Genomic DNA, 20,570 nt, shown 5'->3' with positions numbered 1-20,570 from the left:
GTGTCACTTCGGCACTAAATGGACCAATTACGGCATTTGTTACGAAAGTTTAAAAAAGGACAGTAAATTATTGCTAAAATGAAAGTGATATTAATTTGACATTAGGGAGGAATGAGATTTGGAAAGAAATCGTACTATGATGCAATTTTTTGAGTGGCATGTTGCATCTGACGGATCGTACTGGAGTCGATTAAAAGAAATGGCACAAGTACTAAGTAAAGTATGGATTAATACATTATGGATTCCCCCCGTAACAAAAGGTCAATCGTCACAAGACACAGGTTATGGTGTCTATGACCTATACGATCTAGGCGAGTTTGATCAAAAAGGAACAGTTCGAACAAAGTATGGAACAAAAGACGAGCTAATAGTTGCTATTAACGAGTGTCATAAATATGACATACAAGTTTATGTAGATTTAGTGTTAAATCATAAAGCTGCGGCTGATGAAACAGAAGTCTTTAAGGTTGTTGAAGTAAATCCTCAAAATCGTAAAGAAGTTATTTCGGAACCATTTGATATTGAAGGCTGGACTAAATTTACTTTCCCAGGTCGAGGAAGTCAGTACTCTTCGTTTAAATGGAACTTCGAACATTTTAACGGCACTGATTATGATAATAAAACTGGGAAAATGGGAATTTATCGAATTTTAGGAGACAATAAAAATTGGAATGAGAATGTAAGCGACGAATTTGGAAACTATGATTATTTGATGTTTGCAAATATTGACTATAACCATCCTTCGGTGATAGAAGAGGTTATTAAAGCAGGAAAATGGATCATAGATACTTTGCAATGTGACGGGTTTCGGTTAGATGCCATTAAACATATTAAGAATGATTTTCTTCGTGACTTTGTAACAGAAATGTTGCGACATCGAGGAAAAGAATTTTATTTCGTAGGAGAGTTTTGGAATTCAGATGTAAGAGAAAGTCAGGAGTTTTTAGATTCTATAGATTATAGAATTGATTTATTTGATGTAGCACTTCATTATAAATTACACTCTGCATCAAAAGCAGGTCGCCATTTTAACCTTGCTACCATTTTTGATAAAACCCTCGTCCAATCTCACCCTCATGATGCAGTAACATTTGTAGATAATCACGATTCACAGCCTAATGAGGCACTTGAGTCTTGGATAGAAGATTGGTTCAAACAAATTGCATATGCCCTCATTTTACTTCGAAGAGATGGATACCCTGTTGTATTTTATGGTGACTACTTTGGTATTGCTGGTGATAATCCTATCCCTGGTAAAAAAGTAGCAATTGATCCCCTTTTAAACGCTCGTTATCATTATGCATACGGAGATCAGGATGATTATTTCGACCATCCTAATACGATTGGTTGGGTACGACTAGGAACAACCACTATTGAGCGATCCGGCTGTGCTGTTATTATCTGTAATAGTGATGGAGGCAACAAAAAAATGTTTGTGGGGACGGAACGTGCTGGAGAAGTATGGGTGGATATAACTCGAAATAGAAATGATCAAATTAGCATTGACGATAAAGGATTCGCAATGTTCCCTGTTAATGGTGGAAGTGTTTCGGTATGGGCCTTACCTGAGGAATAATATGATAGTAAGTTTCCTTAAATAAAGTTATCTATTTAAATGGAAGCTCATGTTTATAATGGTGAATTTGAAGGTGAGAAAATTGTTAGAAACGGAGTCACAACTGCTTTACTCAAAGAAACGGATTACAAGTAATTTCAGAAGAATAATTTTCCGATAATATCCGTTAAGATAAATTAAATGATTTTCAATTAAAGGGCGCGATTGTTGAAGATCCAGCAGGACTATTAAATGAATTGTAAATCCATTTAAAATAAGAAAATCAATTAATCAGTTGGATATAATAAGAAGAGTATTTGATAATTAGAGGGGGAGGAAACTCCCAATTATTCTAAAAATAAACTTCGTGTAAAATACAATTTTTACGAGATGAATAGAAATTATGTCCATACACGTAAAGAAAGGAAGGGTCCTTTAAAGATAAAAATTAAATTCGCGTCAAATACATTTTATCCAAACTAAACTGTTATAAATGTACGTCTTAAATCCTTGTTATTATTGGATTAAGGCGTTATTTTAATTAAAACATAATTCACCTTAAGGAAAATTATCCGAACTATCTAGATCGTTCAATACGTTTAGCCAATCCTGTTGCTTTAATTGTCAGGGATAAAGTTTTACAAGATGGGCGGGTTTATGACAGTTCTAATGTTGATTTAAGGACTGAAAACATGCTGCTTTTAATCAACGTATGGCGAATGATCCTAGTTTGGAATCAATCATTTTGCCAGTTGGTCAGGGATTATCAATTGGTCGTGTAATAGAATAAAAAATAGGATATTGAGATATCAATTGATTTATTGTCGATGGTATCTTTTTTTGTTTTTATATAAATGCAGTTTCTGAGGCTTCTATAACTAACCCAACAAAATATTATGAATAAGTTAGACTAAAGAAAAGATGGGGATACTCTATTCTTCTTTAACAAAAGGGCCATTTAGTGGAATAAGAGGAAGGGTCACTATCACAATTTTAATAGACATGTGGATTCGCATACTGATAGAATAAACAGAAATATATTAAAGGTGGAATGGAATTGAAAAAAAGATTAGGATGCTTACATGCTCATTACTCGAATATAGAATATCTAGAAAATGCACTTTCCCCATTTAACATTGAATTAATACATTTTGTTGACCCAGCTTTAATGTATCGAGTTACTTCAGATGAAAATTTCCAAGAATCAGATGCTCAAACTAAAGTTAAAGAGCAAATAGAATGGATTGCCAAATGTAATGTTGATGCTATCCTTATTACTTGCACAAACTATATTGCAATTTTACAGGAAGATCAACTCTCAATATCAGTGCCAATTATTAAAATTGATGAACCTTTCTTTGATTACATCTGCAATATACAGCAACCTCAGACAATTCTTTTTACAAATCCTGCAACAGTTGAAGGTACCGTTGAACGTCTTAAGCTTCATGCTAATAACCATCAAAAATCTTTAGATTTTGAGGTTATTGTTATAAATAATACTTTTGAATTGATAATGCAAGGACTAAAAGAAGAATACAACCAAGAAATTTCAAAGTTCTTAAATCAAATCATTAAAGATGGAAAGAAAGTTATCTCTGTCGCTCAATTATCTATGGTTGATGCATCACAGCAAGTTGAGTATAAAACATCTAAGACTATTATTAACCCATTGAATACATTAGTATCTTCGGTTGTTAATCAATTAGAATTAGAGAAGAAAAATCAATGATAAACTGATGTGTCCTTCTTCAGCTAAAGGGCGCATTTGTTGAAAAACATAAAAGGAATGCCCTTTAGTTTTAGACATTCCTTATTCAAAGAATAACTTAGTTATAAATCGGCATACTACCTTGGTTATCGAATCATGTCAAAAACATGCTTTAATCAACGCATGGCGATTAAGGTGTACTCTATTATATGTTCGATTAGAGGGGCAAATCCATACAAACGAATGATAAAAGCAACACAAGAACACCACAAAAGTACCTAAGTAAAATATCTATTATCCAAACTAAGTCTTTATGAATGAAAACTTCCAAAACTTCTATTCAATCAGACCAAAGTCCGCTTATTACAAAACCCCCACTAATTGAAGGTTTACTTTATATGATATATTATTCCACCAGCTGTCTTGCTTCCATAAACAACGCTTGGATAAATTTTTTCATGTTAATGCGGCTCTGGTTGCTGGCTTTTTCGCTTTTGTCATCTAGCTCCAGCATTTTTTTGCGGACTTCCGAGAATTCAAAAAATGTGGAAGAATAGGCTTCGAATTTTGGATTAGCATAATCTGTCAATCCTAATGAAGCGATATGGATGAGTGACTGGTAAAGAGCGCGACGGACACGCTGCTCTGAAGCTTTCATTTCTTTCTGGATGTCGGCCTCTTTCGCTTGATCTCCGAGCTTTTCAGCAGCGATGCCTGCAAAAATTTCCTTTAAAGATGGAAACGTGTAGGCAGAACCGAGTCTTTGCTTTTCAGTTTGGAGGAATTCTAAAATTTTTAGTAAATCCTCGCTTCCCCCTTCGCCAATCATGCCTAAATCGGAAATTAAGGGACGTCCGGCTTCCATAATATTTTTTGTATGATAGGAGGACACGAATGGAGACTGCGGTTGGCCTGTAAATAAGTTCAACGATTCTTGAATGCCTCGCATCGATTGTTCCAACAGCACCTGCTTGTTTACTTTTTTTAATATGCATGCAATTTCAAGATGGTTCAGCGGTTTTGTAATGTAGTATTCCGCCCCTAAACGATACGCTTCTCCAATCAGTTCCTTCGTTTCTACTTGAGAAATCATCACAAACTTTCCTTGAAATCCATCAGCAAGAGCCCGGATCGTTTCAATTCCGTCCCTTATTGGCATGAGCAAATCAATTAAGACAACGTCTGCTTTTTTTAAAGACAACAAGCCATTATCCACTAACGATCCGTCCTCGGCTTCTCCCACCACGTTTCCTAAATCCTCGTCTTCAATCAATTCTATCAGCATTGCTCGAATGGCAATATCGTCATCTATAATGAAATAATTCATCTCACTAACCCTTTCTCGACCATCGCATTCATTGGAAGTTCTAATATGAATACGGTTTCTTTATAGTTATCCATAAGCTTGATATGTCCTCCCCATTTTTCAACCGTTTGTTTCACATACGATAAACCGATACCCGTCGAAGGGTTTCCAGCCGAATCAAATTTTTTTGTAAAGCCTTCTGTAAAAATGACTTCCTTCAGCCTAGGTGCAATGCCGGGGCCATTGTCACTGACGCAAAACTCCACGAATTGATCTTTCCTTTTCACATGCAGCGATACGTATCCCTCTTCTTTAATGGCTTCCACGGCATTGGCCAACAAATTATTGATTAATGATAATACCATATATACATGGTAGGGCGGATGGTCCCCATCTACATGCAAGGAAAATGAAACATCTTTGTGTATAGACTCTGCATATCGTCTATTGGACACGATCATAATGTTACCAAGCTCTTCGATTGTCATATAATCTTGCAGGTTTTTGGAAGACATGAGTTCCGACAACCCAGCATAAATCCGCTGGTTATCTTTTTTGATCTCATGGACGAGACCGGCAATCTGCAGTGCCGTTTGCGCATCCTGGCCGATGATCTCCCGTGATTTTAACCGGCGATAAAAATCATAACACATGCTGGTGATTTCTTCCGCATTTAGCATCGTTTTCTTCAGTTGAACCGATTCTTCATACAAATTTGAAATGAAAAGCAGCATTTGCTCCTTTTGCCTGCGTTGCTCTTCTTCTGCGAATTTTGCTTCTCTCAGCTTGAAAATATTAAAAAAGCCGAGAACGAAAAAGCTTCGAATAAAGGCGATGAAAACGAGTTGTTCAATGGACAGCAAGGATATGTCCTGATTTGCCAGGAAAGAACGGATCGCCATTTCCGATACGCTTGCAAAAAGCTCGATCAATACCCCTAAAATCCCGATCATAAACGGCTGATCATGCCGTTCGTTCAATTTCGTCCAATGAAATACGAACGCGTACATGACGTAATAGAAAAAGGCGGGAAAATGAAGATACATCGATTCCTCAACAGGTATTTCTCGTATCCCAACAGCCAGCAAAATACGAAAAACAAACACACTCAACCCTGTTAAAATGCCTGCAATATTCGGATGAATCCCCCTCCCCCAGAGCAAAAACAAGAAAAAGACAGGCGTCCCCAAACTGACTCTGAATGTATCGTCGAAAGGATAAAACTTGAATTCACCCGCAAGAGGCACCGCAATCATCATTAATAGTAAAATCCTTATACGCTCTTTCAATACAGTCCCTCCCCAGTCACTATATAAAAACATAACACATTGTACTAATGGTAAAAAAGAGGAAAGGGTTTTGACTAAGATTTTTAATTTTCCTATTCGCCCTTGTGGGTTTCAGTAGGTTTTAGTTGGTTTTAGTGGGGGTGAGTATAAACTAAGAATAATAATAATGAAAGCGTTAACAAAAAAACAACTAACATTAGGGGGAATTTATTTGAAAAAGTTTGGATTAGCTACACAAATTTTTGTCGCACTTATACTAGGTATCTCTGTCGGTGCAGTATTTCATGGGAATGAAACAGCCATGGCCATTATGGCGCCGATTGGAGACATTTTTATTCATTTAATTAAGATGATTGTCGTTCCGATTGTTATTGCTGCATTAGTAGTCTCAATCGCAGGAGTCGGCGATATGAAAAAACTAGGAAAATTAGGCGGGAAGACTATTCTTTATTTTGAAATTGTCACCACAATCGCCATTGCTATTGGATTATTGGCCGCAAACTTGTTCCACCCGGGTTCTGGTTTAGATACAAGCAATCTTGAAAAAAGTGATATTTCAAATTATGAAGAAACGACGAAAACAGCCGAAAGCCAGGGTTTTGCGGAATCGATTGTTCATATTGTTCCGAAAAACATATTTGAATCCATGGCCCAGGGTGACTTGTTGCCGATTATTTTCTTCTCTGTGCTTTTTGGTTTAGGAATTGCGGCAATAGGAGAAAAGGGAAAACCTGTCCTTGGCTTTTTTGAAGGGGTATTAGAAGCAATGTTTTGGGTGACAAACCAAGTGATGAAGTTTGCCCCGTTTGGTGTGTTTGCACTTATCGGTGTAACCGTTGCTAAATTTGGCATTGCAACATTAATTCCATTAGGGAAATTAGTGCTTGTTGTTTATGTGACGATGGTATTTTTTGTGTTCGTCGTTCTTGGAATTATTGCGAAAATGTCCGGGACAAGCATTTTTGTTCTCCTGAAAGTGTTAAAAGATGAACTGATTTTGGCATTTACAACGGCAAGCTCAGAGGCTGTATTACCAAGGCTAATGGACAAAATGGAGAAATTCGGCTGTCCAAAATCGATCACTTCTTTTGTTATTCCAACAGGCTATACATTTAATTTAGACGGCTCATCGATTTATCAAGCAATAGCTTCACTTTTCGTGGCACAAATGTATGGTATTAATCTATCAATTACACAACAGATTACGTTATTACTAGTATTAATGTTAACGTCAAAAGGAATGGCCGGCGTTCCGGGTGCCTCATTTGTTGTCATTTTAACAACACTTGGTTCTATGGGTCTGCCGCTCGAAGGAGTTGCGTTTATTGCCGGTATCGATCGTATTTTAGATATGGTACGAACAGCGGTTAATGTCGTTGGGAACTCATTAGCAGCAATTGTCATGTCAAAGTGGGAAGGCGAATTTGACCAAGAAAAAGCTACCGATTACGTTGAGTCATTTAAACAGTCAAATGTAGCATAAGCTTACCTAAATATAAAGGAGGATACACCATGTCAACAATCAATATGGATCATAACGTACGCATTGAAAAAGATTTCTTAGGTTCAAAGGAAGTACCTGTAGATGCATACTATGGGGTCCAAACATTGCGTGCGGTCGAAAATTTTCCGATTACAGGTTATCGTATTCATGAAGAATTAATTAAAGCGTTGGCTATCGTGAAAAAGGCAGCAGCTTTAGCAAATATGGATACGAAACGTTTGTACGAAGGACTTGGTAACGTGATCGTTCAGGCAGCAGACGAAGTGATCGAATGCAAATGGCATGATCATTTTATCGTGGATCCAATCCAGGGCGGTGCAGGTACATCGATGAATATGAATGCAAATGAAGTCATTGCTAACCGTGCACTCGAATTACTTGGAAAAGAGAAAGGGGACTATGTTCTTCATTTAAGTCCAAACACTCATGTGAACATGTCACAATCAACAAACGATGTGTTCCCAACCGCAATTCATATCGCCACCCTTCGTTTACTCGAAAAATTGTTACCTACGATGGAGTATATGCATGATGTCTTTAAGAAAAAGGCACAACAATTTGACCATGTGATTAAAATGGGACGGACACATCTTCAAGATGCGGTGCCAATCCGACTTGGTCAAGAGTTTGAAGCATATAGCCGAGTAGTAGAGCGTGATATTAAACGCATTAAACAATCACGCCAACATTTATATGAAATAAATATGGGAGCAACAGCTGTGGGAACAGGATTAAATGCAGACCCTCGCTACATCGAAAGAGTGGTTAAGCATTTGGCTGATATTAGCGGCCTTCCGCTTGTTGGGGCAGAGCATCTTGTTGATGCGACACAAAATACAGATGCTTATACAGAAGTCTCTGCAGCGTTGAAGGTATGTATGATGAATATGTCCAAAATCGCTAATGACCTACGTTTAATGGCCTCAGGTCCTCGCGCGGGCCTTGCGGAAATTAGCTTGCCGGCCCGTCAGCCAGGCTCATCCATTATGCCGGGAAAAGTCAATCCGGTTATGCCTGAAATGATCAATCAAGTAGCGTTCCAGGTCATTGGCAATGACCATACTATTTGCCTGGCATCTGAAGCGGGTCAGCTTGAACTGAACGTGATGGAACCAGTGCTTGTGTTCAACTTGCTTCAATCCATCAGCATCATGAACAATGCATTCCGTGCCTTTACAGACTACTGTCTCGCAGGAATTGAGGCAAACGAAAACCGTCTAAAAGAGTATGTGGAAAAAAGCGTAGGGATTATTACGGCTGTTAATCCGCATATTGGGTATGAAGTGGCAGCTCGTATCGCAAGAGAAGCGATTTTAAAAGGTAAATCCGTACGTGAACTATGCTTGCAGAATGATGTGTTAACAGTGGAAGAGCTTGATCTTATTTTAAATCCTTATGAGATGACAAAACCAGGAATTTCTGGGGCAGCTCTATTTGACCGAGAATAAATAAGTTTTTTATAAGTCCGATGAATCATAGAAAATTGGCAACAGTAATTGGTTTGCGGGAGTAGATATAGGTGACATAAAGGGGAGAAAACTAGAGTTAAACCGATATAATTTGCAGGATATCACTCTACTATAAGTTCTTCCTTTACGATAGTTATACAAAATTAAACAATGGGAGAGATACTGAATGTCAACTTTACGTGAAGAAGCATTAAAGATGCACAAGGAAAATCAAGGAAAGCTTGGTGTTCATTCAAAAGTTCGAGTTCGCAATGCAAAAGATTTAAGTCTCGCTTATTCTCCAGGTGTAGCGGAACCATGCTTGGACATTTATGAAGATGAAAGCAAAGCGTATGATTACACAATGAAGGGGAATCTTGTTGCTGTTGTTTCAGATGGATCAGCTGTACTCGGCCTTGGGAATATCGGCCCGAAAGCAGCCATGCCGGTCATGGAAGGGAAAGCATTATTATTCAAATCGTTTGCAGATGTGGATGCATTCCCGATTTGCTTGGATACAACAGATCCAGACAAGATTGTAGAGGTCGTTAAATTATTGGAACCGACTTTTGGCGGAGTGAACTTAGAAGACATCGCAGCACCGCAATGCTTTGAAATTGAAGATCGGCTACGAAAAATTTGTAATATTCCAGTTTTCCATGATGATCAGCACGGTACAGCTATTGTAACAGCGGCGGGGTTACTCAATGCTTTGAAACTAGCAAACAAAAAGATAGAAGAAATTCGCGTTGTCGCAAACGGTGCCGGTGCTGCTGGCGTGGCGATTGTCAAGCTGCTTCTGCATATGGGTGTAAAAGACGTCATTTTATGTGATACAAAAGGAATTATTTATGAAGGACGCTCATTCGGGATGAATCCATTTAAAGAAGAAATGGCTCGCATCACCAATAAAGAACAAAAACAAGGAACATTAGCAGAGGCACTTGTGGGAGCCGATGTGTTTGTCGGGGTATCAGCCGCAGGTGCAGTCACGAAAGAAATGGTTCGTTCCATGAATCATGATCCAATCATTTTCGCTATGGCCAACCCAGTACCGGAAATTATGCCACAGGAGGCAAAAGAAGCGGGAGCACTGGTAGTAGGAACAGGACGTTCTGATTTTCCAAACCAGGTCAATAACGTACTTGCATTCCCTGGTATTTTTCGGGGAGCTTTAGATGTTCACGCAAAAGAAATTAATGAAGAAATGAAGCTTGCGGCTGTTTATGCGATTGCTGGATTAATTGCGGAGGAAGATCTTCATACCGATTATGTTATTCCAGCTCCATTTGACCGCAGAGTGGCTGCTTATGTATCGGCAGCTGTTGCTTACGCTGCAATGGAAACAGGCGTTTCGCAAAAGCATGTAAATGTAGAAGAAATCAAAAAGTGTCTATTAGCCCTAGCAGAAGAAACACAAGTTGTTGTTGTATAAACCTGGTTCAAATAAAGGAACACCTTATTTACTGCTTAAATGCTCAATAAATCCTATTTCATACCAAGTTATGAATGGGTATAGGGTCGTGTAAAGGAATAAAATGATATGGATTGAAGAAGGTACCAATTGGTTTAATGCCGATGGTATCCTTTTTTATTTTTATATATTCGCAGTTTCTGCTGCTATAACTAAACAAAAATTAAGAATGAGTAAACTAAAGAAAAGAAGGGGGATACTCTATCCTTCTTCAAAAAACGGGCCAGATTCTTGAATAAGGCTTATTGAGCTAAACGGGGAGGTTAATTGAATAAGAATGTATTCCAGAAGATCGTCATTAGTGTCGATCTTTTTTCTTTGTCACTATTTCAGATAAAAGAGTTACTATTTGAAGCACGTTAGAACCCAATTTTAGTGATAATAATTTTTGATTTGGAAAAAATATTGCTTAGGAAAATACTCGGTTTATTTGTTTTTTCTCATTTCAAGTGACTTAACTAATTCTTATCCCAAGAGTTTTGATTTAAAATGTGTCTCTACTTGTAATAATTTTATCCTCCGTCCATACTGCATGACCTTTTTTAAAAATCCCCTAAATCATAGTTGCTAATTTTCTTCATCTCTTGCTCTAAGCTAAAGGGGTAGATATCTAATAAACCTTCTGATTCCCACACATCTGGATAACCTGTTACTTTTTTCCCTCCAATAAAACTCTCAACATTTGGACGCTTTGTATAAATAAGAGGTACTGGACCATGACATTCTGCTGCAACAATGCCACCCTCATCATAAATTGTATTGATAATTCGATCTAAATCACCATCTTTTGCAAGGTCGTACATTACCCATGACCTCCAACTTCCAAAACTACATCATATTATTAAACTGTATAAAGAATGGCTTGGAGAAGTATTTGCATAAATTTGTTGTATTTTCTATAAAAGAAAGTTGAATTCCAATCGGTGACTGGATTCCTCTGGTATAATTCATCAATATTTCTTTGAGAAACTGACTAATTTTGGAAACAGTAAGGATTTGCGACCATCAATAGAACATTTAAACTTACCAAACAAACTTAGAGGGCGGCACTTTATAATATTTTTTAAACGCTTTAGAGAAACTGTAAGGATCAGGGTATCCGAGCATACTCGCAATTTGCTGGATCGAATAGCGTTTAAGGTACAATAATTCTCGAGCACGGTTCATTTTTAATTGATAAATGTAGCGTCCTGGTGTCAGACCAAGAGCTTGCTTAAAATAAGAGATAAAATACTTCTCTGACATACCGGCAATTGCAGCAATCTCTTCAACTCGAATTGTTTGATGAAGGTGTTCATGGATAAAATCAAATACAGGCTGAAGCTTAACCAAATCCATGGTCAACTTCTGATTAGTTGGATAATGCACGAATTCCCCACGATATTGTTTACTACCATACTGTTCCATAATCTTAGCGATTAAAATCGTCAAACATCCTTTCAAACGAATCCCTGACATTGGGGCACTACGTTTATATTGGTCATACGTATCCAAAAAAAGGAGAATCTCCTCTTCAACAAGCGTGCTATCAATAATGCCAGACAGCTGAAAATTGTCTAGTATTCGAAGATGATTCCCGAGACTAAGATCAAAGTGTGTGAATATAAATTTGCAACTGGTACTTAGAGTTGTAGCAGTATAGGCAACCTTTGGAGTGAAAAGAATCAAATCTCCCTCAGAAGCGAGATACACCTCTTCTTGAATACGAATTTCAATCCTTCCTTCTTGAATGCACCATAAGTCATAATCCTTATGTTGCCTTCTCTCAATCCAACTATTGGGATGCGCAACTTCGCTACAAGAATTTATTTGGAGCTTGATGAGCTCTGAAAGTTCGTTGAAAATATCTAAACTATCCATCGGTAAAACCACCCCCATACTTTTAGACATATTATTGATACTTTTAGACATTTTCTTATTTGTTTATTATAACATATGAATTTTTTAGGATTATCTTATATTACTATTTGACATGAAGTGATTACTCTCTTACATTTCTATTTTTGTATCCGTTTTCTATAATTGTAGAGAACAAATAAATTGGAGGGGATTTCTATTACTATTCAGAAGCCTAAGGTAGTCGTGTTAGGAGCAGGGAGTTTGTTTTTCGGTCGCCAGTGTATTTGGCAAATGGTTCATTCTAAACATCTAAACAAAGGTACTTTAGCTTTAGTAGATACAAACGAAGAACGGTTAAACAAATTGGTCAATTTAGCCCAAATGGTTGTCGATGCTAATAAAGTAGATTTGAAGATTGAGGGATCGGTTGACAGCAAGCAAGTTCTTCAAGATGCGGACTTTGTTGTACTTAGTTTTGCTAAGGATACGGTAAAGTACAGGGGAATAGACTGTGAGATTTCCGAAAAGTATGGAATAAGAATGTGCTCTGGTGATACTATCGGACCAGGTGGGGTTTTCAGAGCGATGCGCGAGCTTCCTATGATTATGGAGTGTGCAAAGGACATTGAAGAAATTTGTCCCGAAGCTTGGGTGATTAATTATATTAACCCGTCGACGGTCCATGGAATGGCGTTAAAAAGATATGCACCGAACTTAAAAACTTTTGCTTTGTGTGATTCGCATCATATGCCACATAAGAAAATTATCTATGCTGAACGAGCGGGAATTATCAATGACAAAAGTGAGTACTCCGAAGAAATCGACCGTAAATTCAATTTACGCATTGCCGGAGTAAATCACTTCACTTGGCTGTTAAAAGCGGAGTATGAAGGAAAAGATGTCCTTCCTACAATTGCTGAATCATTGAAACGTTCGGCGGAGACGGAAACAGTAGGTGGTGACACAGGTGCCAAGGCTCTTTACAATGATGCCATCAGCTATCAACTGTATGACATCTTTGGCTATGTTCCAACTTGTACTGCTCATACAAAGGAATACGTTCCTTATTGGCAAGGGCTCGGTAAGCTGGAAGATACGATACCGCCATTATCGATTTGGGAAACGGAAGACCGTTATATGCGACATGATGAGATGTGGCGGCAGATTGATAGTTTCCTAAGCGGTGAAACACCAATCAGTGAGTATATGAATACATTTGCTCCGGACCATGCGACAGATATTATTGAAAATATGGTGGGCGGATTAGGGAAACCGTTCTACATTAACACACTTAATCAAGGTGCGGTAACGAATATGAACGATGATTCATTCCTCGAACTGTTATGTGAAGTCACTATGGATGGGATAAAGCCTTTACCTGTTGGCGAGATGCCTCGTGGGATTCGTGGCATGCAGGAGCTAGTACTGGATACACATGAATTAACAGCGGAAGCCGTTGTGGAAGGCGACCGTAAGAAGCTTAGAAGGGCTATGCTGACAGATCCTCTCGTTAACTCCATTGCAGATGCCGATCAAATCATTGAAGAACTTTTAGAATTGGAAAAGGATATTATTCCTGAGCATTGGTATGCAAAGGACCTTGTATAAACATCTAGAACAGAATTATACGTGTTGTTACACACTTGCACCTCAACCGGGGTGCTTTTTCCATTACAAATCTTGAAATAGACATATTTATTAGTAATATAATTACAAAAATAAATATTAATAAAGTGTAATTTACTAAAGAAGAAACGAAAAACATAAAGGAATTTGTTTGAAGAAGGTGTAATTACTTATGTTACGAGGTGAAGGTAATGTTAAAATGGAATCGATTTAGTGTGGATAAAATACGCAAATCTGTCTTTATCAAGCTCCTAGTTTCGTATTTAATCGTATTACTTTTACCAGTTATTATTGGCATATTTCTATTTAATAGGATTGAATCCATTATGGTGGAAAACGCAAATAGTTCAAATACTGCTATGTTGGAGCAAGTACGAGATGTACTGGATAATAGATTTAAAGAAGTCGAGCAATTATCATTACAAATCTCCTTAGATCAGAAGTTAGATCGGTTGATGAAGAACCAACAAAATATAAGTAATTACGAATATATTGACTACGTAAAGGAGTTAAATAGATATCAGACGGTAAGTACATATATTAATGACTATTATGTGTATTTTTCCGAATCTGATGTGTTACTCTCACCAAAAATGAAAACGGATTCATTTATGTTTTTTAACCATATTAAGCGTTACGAAAATAGTACATATCGAGAAATAATGAATAATAGATTGTCCGGCTTTCATCTGAACAGTTATTTTCCTTCGGAGAAAGTAATGATGAATTCTGGACAGGAGCACATCATTACATTTATACAATCATTGCCGTATGGTGAAATTTCAGATGTAAAAGGAGCACTGATGATCCATATTGATGAACATCAGATCAGAGAGATGCTACAACAAATCGAGGGCTTAAACAAAGGTGTTATGTACATAGCTAATGAGAACAAAGAGATGATGATGTCTACCAGTGATAATGAAGGGGTTTTTTCAGAAATTAGACCGTTATTAAATGATAATCAAGGTTTTTTTTCAAAAGAGATTAATGGGAGTGATATGATTGCTTCCTATACTAAGTCAGAGAAAAATGGATGGACGTATGTATCTTTAGTACCCCGGGAGTTTGTGTTATCAGAAGTAAATAATGTGAAATCATGGGCACTAGGTATGATGTTTATATCTATTATTATAGGAATTGTTGTCTCTTATTATTTAGCAAATAGAAATTATCGACCAATTCGGGAGGTAGTTAAAACTGTTATCGGTACCAATAGAGCAAATGGCAAATACACAAATGAAATGGAATTGATTAAGGAAACAATAGTAAGTTCTATGAATAAACAATCACAATTAAAACGTATCGTTTCTCAACAAGAACCAGTTATCAGATCTAATTTCATTTTACGCTTAATAAGAGGACAAGTTGACGTATCTACTATTTATAAAAAAGAGTTAGATAGTATGGGTGTTAGCTTTAATTCAGAATATTTCAGCGTGATCCTTCTCCAAATTGATGATAACTGTCAGTTTACAAAAGAAAATGTTGATACGAAATGGGTGTTAACCAGATTTATTATCACTAACCTTAGTGAAGAGTTATTTGAGGATATTGGATATACAATTGAAATAGATCGGGATAAGCTAATCATTCTAAATACCCTTCGTGATGATTCAGAAGGTGAGAGAATTAAACAACTTAATCGTATTAGAGAATTAATGGACATCTTAGATCAACAATTCGGTATAAAGATTTCCGTAGCCATCAGTCAAATTCATCAAGGGCTGTATAAAATCTCTGAATGTTACTGGGAGTCAGTCAAGGCGTTAGATTATAGAATGATAAAAGGACCAAATTCCGTTATTTTTTATCATGATATTAAGAATAATAGTGGATATGATTACCATTATCCTGTGGAAACGGAGGTTCAGATCCTTAACTTTGCCAAAAATGGTGATTATGTCAATGTAGAACAAGCCCTTGACCAGATATTTAGTCATAATGTGCAACAAGCATTGACACCAGAGATAAGCAAATGTTTATCTTATGATTTATTAAGTACTTGGATTAAGTTGCAAAGTACTTTAGGTGGCGAAGATAAAAAGAGGGCTATAGAGATGCATAATCCATTTAAAGCTATTGCAGAATGCAGGACAGTCGAAGAGTTGCAGAATAAAATAAAGTCTCTGTATTACGACTACTGTCTTAAAATTCAAGAAAATCAATCAACTCAAGGCGAACGCTTATACAAAGAAATTGTACTTTTCATTCAAGAGAATTTTAATGAAAATATGCTTAGTCTTGGAATGATAGCTGAACATTTTACGATGAATCCATCCTATTTGTCTTCTTTTTTCAAAAAGCAAGGTGGTATTACACTATCCGATTTCATTACTCAGGTTAGAATTGAAGAATCAAAGAAGTTGCTGCAAGATCGAAAACTTACTATATCGGAAATTGCAACAAAAGTAGGTTATGCGAACAGTGTTGGTTTAATCAGGGTCTTTAAAAAAGTGGAGGGGGTTACACCTGGTCAGTATAGGAAATTAGTAAAGGGGCAATATAGTTTTTAATTTTTTTTTTCAGCAATTATTATTTCAAGGATACTGACACATTATTTAAATGTTATAGGACTTGTATTAATAACCCTCTCCCATTTAAGTCTTAGGACTTACATCTTGGGTAGAGGGTTTTATGTGTAGATTAAGTGCCAGCTACTAAATATATCGATATATAAAGAATTGATAACGTGATAATGAAGAGATAATGACCATTTCTAACATATTGATAACAAATCAAAAGGATGTACTATATCGCTTTAGCCTTTAATTGACTTATGCTTAGTTCGAAACAAGTTTTCAAATTAAATATAACAGGGAGGTCTGCATCAATATGCCGAAAACAATGAAAACGCTATCAAGATTATTCTTACTTCTAATATTTTTACTATTAGTTGTTGGATGTTCAGGCAATGAGACATCTAGTGAGGGAAATGAGAAAGAAGGAGAAGAAATAGAACTAAAGGATCCAGCGGAGGTAGGATATCCAGATGAAATTACTTATTGGACTGAATTAGTTCCTAATGTGGCAGCAACATCAAAAAGCCTAAACGATGTTGCAGCATATCAAGAGTTAGAAAAGATTACAGGTACAAAGGTTGAGTTTAAACATCCATCAGGGGAAGGGACGGATATTACGGAACAGTTTAATCTTATGGTTGCATCTGGAAAGTTACCTGATGTTATTGAGTACAATTGGCGGACTGTTCCAAATGGTCCCGATCATGCGATTGAAGCAGGGACAATCATACGCTTGAATGAATTGATAGAACATTATGCACCAAATCTAAATCAATATCTAAATGAAAACCCAGAAGTAAAGAAAATGGTTACTACCGATGATGGGAATATATATACGTTACCTTTCCTTCGTGGCGATGAATCATTAATGGTATTTTTGGGGATGATCACCCGTCAAGATTGGCTGGACAAACTTAATTTAGATGTACCATCGACGATTAGTGAGTGGGAAGAAGTATTAACAGCCTTTAAAAATGAAGACCCTAACGGAAATGGTGAAATGGATGAAATTCCGCTTGTTGTTCAACTTAATGATTTTAAGAATATTGGAGCATTTGTCGGAGCATATGGAATCCATGCTCAATTCTATAACGACAATGGGACTGTCAAATACGGGTCAATTCAACCAGAATTTAAAGAATTCTTAACAACGATGAATAGTTGGTATGAGAAGGGATTACTTGATCCAGATTTTGCTGCAATTGATTCTAAGTTAATGGATGCCAAGGTAACAAATGAACAACTTGGTAGTTTCTTTGGCTTTAGTGGTGGTGGAATTGGTAAATATACCGGGTTAATGGAAGATAAAAATCCTGATTTTAAGCTTTCACCAGCTCCTAATCCTAGCCTTAAAGAAGGGGAAAAGGCAGCGACAGGTCATTTAGAGCATGCTTATTCAGGTATGCATAGTGCTGCCATTTCAGGTTCAGCTGAGAATCCAGAAGAAATTGTTAAATGGCTTGATTTTGCATACTCAGAGGAAGGACATATGCTCTTTAACTTTGGTATTGAAGGTGAAAGCTATGAAATGATAGACGGATACCCTACTTACACGGAGGAAATTACTGATAATCCAGATGGTTTACCGATGACACAAGCTCTAGGTAAATATATTAGAGCTTCTTATGGTGGACCACTTATTCAAGATAAACGTTATTTAGAACAATACTATGAATTACCTGAACAAAAAGAAGCGGCTAAGATTTGGGGGGAAACAGCAGAGAATAAAATTAATCTGCCTCCAATTACTTTAAGTGCTGAAGAAAGTGAAGAATTCAACTCAATTATGAGTGACTTAAACACTTATTATGATGAAACAGTTATTAGATTCATCATGGGCGAAGAGCCAATAGATAATTTTGATGATTTCGTTGAAACATTAAAAGGAATGGGTATTGAAAGGGCAATTGAACTTCAACAAGCTGCTTTAGACCGTTATTTGGCAAGATAATTCAGTGTATATGCTGTTGTGTTGAGAGAGCCTCAACACAACAGCGTATAAAACATTCTTATATTATAGAGAAAGGGGTGGAGTAATGGCGAAATTAGAGAAGGAAGTTACAACTTTAAACTCAAAGACTAAAAGTAGCTTAGGTACAAAAGCTGGTAACTTTATAGAGAATGTAACAAAAGATTTCCGAAGAAATAAAGTTATCTACTTAATGGTTTCCCCGGTTGTACTATATTATATTATCTTCCAATATGGACCTATGTATGGATTACAAATTGCTTTCAAAGATTACTCACCTGTACTTGGTTTTCTTGGAAGTCCTTGGGTAGGTTTTGAACATTTTAAAGAATTTTTTAATAGTTTCTATTTTTGGCGACTCTTGAGAAATACCATTCTACTTAGCCTTTTTAGTTTGCTTTTTGCCTTTCCTGCAGGAATCATCCTGGCATTATTACTTAATGAAGTGAGAGGAAGAATATTCAAACGAACTGTCCAAACGATTACGTACATGCCTCACTTCGTCTCGCTAGTAGTTATAGTGGGTATATTATTTGATTTTACAGCAAGAGACGGTGTGGTTAATGACATATTAGTATTTTTATTTGGCATCGAACCGGTTGCTTTTATGCGAGAAGCAGAATGGTTCAGAACACTTTTTATAGGATCAGATATTTGGCAAAACGTTGGTTGGAGTTCCATTATTTTTCTTGCGGCTATGTCTAATATTGATCCAGCGTTGTATGAAGCTGCAAAGATGGATGGTGCCGGTCGCTTTAAACAAATGATTCATATTACGTTACCAGGGATCATGCCAACAGTTGTAATCTTGTTAATCTTGCTTATTGGTAAGTTTATGACAGTAGGTGATGAAAAAATATTATTAATGTACAATCCAACAACCTACGAAACTGCTGATGTAATCGGAACTTATGTTTACAGAAAAGGTATCCTAGAGAGTGACTTCAGCTACAGTGCCGCTGTAGGTCTGTTTAAGGCGGTCATAGCCTTTACGTTATTAGTCATAGCTAATGGTATAGCAAGGAAAGTTGGAGACACTAAATTGTGGTAGGAGGGATACATGATGAAAAAAACACTGGGAGAGCGATTATTTGATTATGGGAATATAATATTTCTTTTTCTTTTATCGATAATAACGTTATACCCACTACTTTATATTTTATTTGCATCTTTAAGTGATCCAACTTATGTTGCCCAAAATAGAGGGATCATGCTTGCTCCAAAGGATTTCACTATTGAAGCGTATATAATGGTATTTAAAAACCCAATGATTGTTACTTCTTACCTTAACACATTGTTCTATGTAGTCGTTGGTACAGCTATAAACATATTTTTAACATCTTTAGGTGCCTATGCACTTTCTAGAAAAAATGTGATGTGGGGTAACTTGATTATGTTTATGATTGTCTTCACGATGTTTTTTGAAGGGGGGCTAATTCCCTCTTACTTGCTTGTTAGTGAATTGAATATGATTGATACACGTTGGGCGTTGATTCTTCCAACAGCAGTAAGCGCGTTTAATCTTATTATCATGCGTACTGCCTTTCAAGGTATACCTGCTAGTTTAGAAGAGTCAGCTCGAATTGATGGTGCAAATGATTTTACCATTCTTTTCAAAATTATTCTGCCATTATCGCTACCTGTCGTCTCTGTGATGATCCTTTTCTATGGAGTATATCATTGGAACTCGTGGTTCCCTGCGATGATTTACTTGCAAGATAGGGAGCTATTTCCAGTTCAGCTGATTTTGCGTGAAATTTTAATTGCAAACGACACAAGCAGCATGACATCAGGAATTGGCTCAGTGGATGCTATTCCTATTGGTGAGACTGTAAAATACGCTACTATAGTTATAGCAACATTACCGATCCTTTGTTTATACCCTTTCTTACAAAAGTATTTTGTTAAGGGCGTTATGATAGGTGGAATAAAAGGTTAAATAGATTCGAATTATTGCAGGTTAGTGGTGGTTATTAAATAGCATAAAGGGAAAGTAGTTTTAAAAAGGTACTCTCTAGAGTAGACACTTTGAAAAAAGGTCTACCTATAGGGTACTTTTTGTATAATGAATTAAAAATAATTAATTTTTGGGAAGTTTCTATGTCCAAAATAGTAAACTGCAACTGTGTATTACAGTAAAATTATTACGTAATAGACCTTGAAGAGAGGTGTTTGCGAATTGGGAAAATTAAATGTTTTCTTAATCTGAGGAGAATAAGAAAACATAAATTTTATAGTTATCAACAAAAATAACAATTGGAAAAAACATTAGGCAAACCCATTTTTGTAAAACTATACGTCATTTAGAAAAGGTTGCCCATCTCTCA

14 protein-coding genes are annotated in these 20,570 nt (G+C 36.7%); 10 read left to right on the top strand and 4 right to left on the bottom strand.

Annotated features, from left to right (window positions below; genetic code table 11):
* Positions 1–118: 118 nt before the first annotated feature.
* Positions 119–1,576, top strand: a complete 1,458-nt coding sequence (locus I7822_RS07230) for an alpha-amylase (protein WP_207976482.1) — start codon at positions 119–121, stop codon at positions 1,574–1,576.
* 1,030 nt (positions 1,577–2,606) lie between these two features.
* The gene (locus I7822_RS07225; RefSeq protein WP_207976480.1) at positions 2,607–3,287 is read left to right on the top strand and encodes an uS7 family ribosomal protein; all 681 of its coding nucleotides are present in this window, start codon (positions 2,607–2,609) and stop codon (positions 3,285–3,287) included.
* Between the two features lie 385 nt (positions 3,288–3,672).
* On the opposite strand, the gene I7822_RS07220 is transcribed toward I7822_RS07225, so the two are convergent.
* Positions 3,673–4,593, bottom strand: coding sequence for a response regulator (locus tag I7822_RS07220; RefSeq protein WP_207976478.1), 921 nt, complete (start codon positions 4,591–4,593; stop codon positions 3,673–3,675).
* Entirely contained in the window at positions 4,590–5,861 is a 1,272-nt protein-coding gene (locus I7822_RS07215; protein WP_207976476.1) for an ATP-binding protein, read from the bottom strand. Before I7822_RS07215 ends, I7822_RS07220 begins: the two co-directional genes overlap by 4 nt.
* Positions 5,862–6,072: 211 nt before the next feature.
* On the opposite strand from I7822_RS07215, the gene I7822_RS07210 reads away from it, so the two are divergent.
* From I7822_RS07210 to ystJ, 3 genes are all read left to right on the top strand, one after another.
* The gene (locus tag I7822_RS07210; RefSeq protein ID WP_207976474.1) at positions 6,073–7,344 is read left to right on the top strand and encodes a cation:dicarboxylate symporter family transporter; all 1,272 of its coding nucleotides are present in this window, start codon (positions 6,073–6,075) and stop codon (positions 7,342–7,344) included.
* 44 nt (positions 7,345–7,388) lie between these two features.
* Entirely contained in the window at positions 7,389–8,813 is a 1,425-nt protein-coding gene (aspA, locus tag I7822_RS07205; RefSeq protein ID WP_207976944.1) for an aspartate ammonia-lyase, read from the top strand.
* Between the two features lie 187 nt (positions 8,814–9,000).
* Positions 9,001–10,248, top strand: a complete 1,248-nt coding sequence (gene ystJ / locus I7822_RS07200) for an NADP-dependent malic enzyme (protein WP_207976472.1) — start codon at positions 9,001–9,003, stop codon at positions 10,246–10,248.
* Positions 10,249–10,829: 581 nt separating this feature from the next.
* Here ystJ and I7822_RS07195 read toward each other — a convergent pair.
* The gene (locus tag I7822_RS07195) at positions 10,830–11,090 is read right to left on the bottom strand and encodes a type 1 glutamine amidotransferase family protein (protein ID WP_207976469.1); all 261 of its coding nucleotides are present in this window, start codon (positions 11,088–11,090) and stop codon (positions 10,830–10,832) included.
* A 220-nt stretch (positions 11,091–11,310) separates the two neighbouring features.
* Positions 11,311–12,147 carry an AraC family transcriptional regulator gene (locus I7822_RS07190; protein ID WP_243459335.1) on the bottom strand — a complete coding sequence of 279 codons (837 nt, stop codon included), beginning with the start codon at positions 12,145–12,147 and terminating at the stop codon, positions 11,311–11,313.
* A gap of 189 nt (positions 12,148–12,336) precedes the next feature.
* Between I7822_RS07190 and I7822_RS07185 the strand changes: the two genes are divergently transcribed.
* The 5 genes from I7822_RS07185 (at position 12,337) to I7822_RS07165 (ending at position 20,182) form a co-directional block, all read left to right on the top strand.
* A complete protein-coding gene (locus I7822_RS07185) occupies positions 12,337–13,734 on the top strand; it encodes a family 4 glycosyl hydrolase (RefSeq protein ID WP_372442122.1) in 1,398 nt (465 codons plus the stop codon).
* Positions 13,735–13,943: 209 nt separating this feature from the next.
* Entirely contained in the window at positions 13,944–16,268 is a 2,325-nt protein-coding gene (locus I7822_RS07180) for an AraC family transcriptional regulator (protein ID WP_207976465.1), read from the top strand.
* A 319-nt stretch (positions 16,269–16,587) separates the two neighbouring features.
* A complete protein-coding gene (locus tag I7822_RS07175; protein WP_243459334.1) occupies positions 16,588–18,225 on the top strand; it encodes an extracellular solute-binding protein in 1,638 nt (545 codons plus the stop codon).
* Positions 18,226–18,310: 85 nt separating this feature from the next.
* Positions 18,311–19,294, top strand: coding sequence for an ABC transporter permease (locus I7822_RS07170; RefSeq protein ID WP_207976464.1), 984 nt, complete (start codon positions 18,311–18,313; stop codon positions 19,292–19,294).
* A 9-nt stretch (positions 19,295–19,303) separates the two neighbouring features.
* Entirely contained in the window at positions 19,304–20,182 is an 879-nt protein-coding gene (locus I7822_RS07165) for a carbohydrate ABC transporter permease (RefSeq protein WP_207976462.1), read from the top strand.
* The last annotated feature ends 388 nt before the right edge of the window (positions 20,183–20,570 follow it).

The sequence above is a fragment of the Metabacillus bambusae genome, from assembly GCF_017497975.1.
Classification (GTDB): Bacteria; Bacillota; Bacilli; order Bacillales; family Bacillaceae; genus Metabacillus; species Metabacillus bambusae.
Note: the sequence above shows the minus strand (reverse complement) of the source record. Positions and strands in the feature narration are given on the sequence as shown.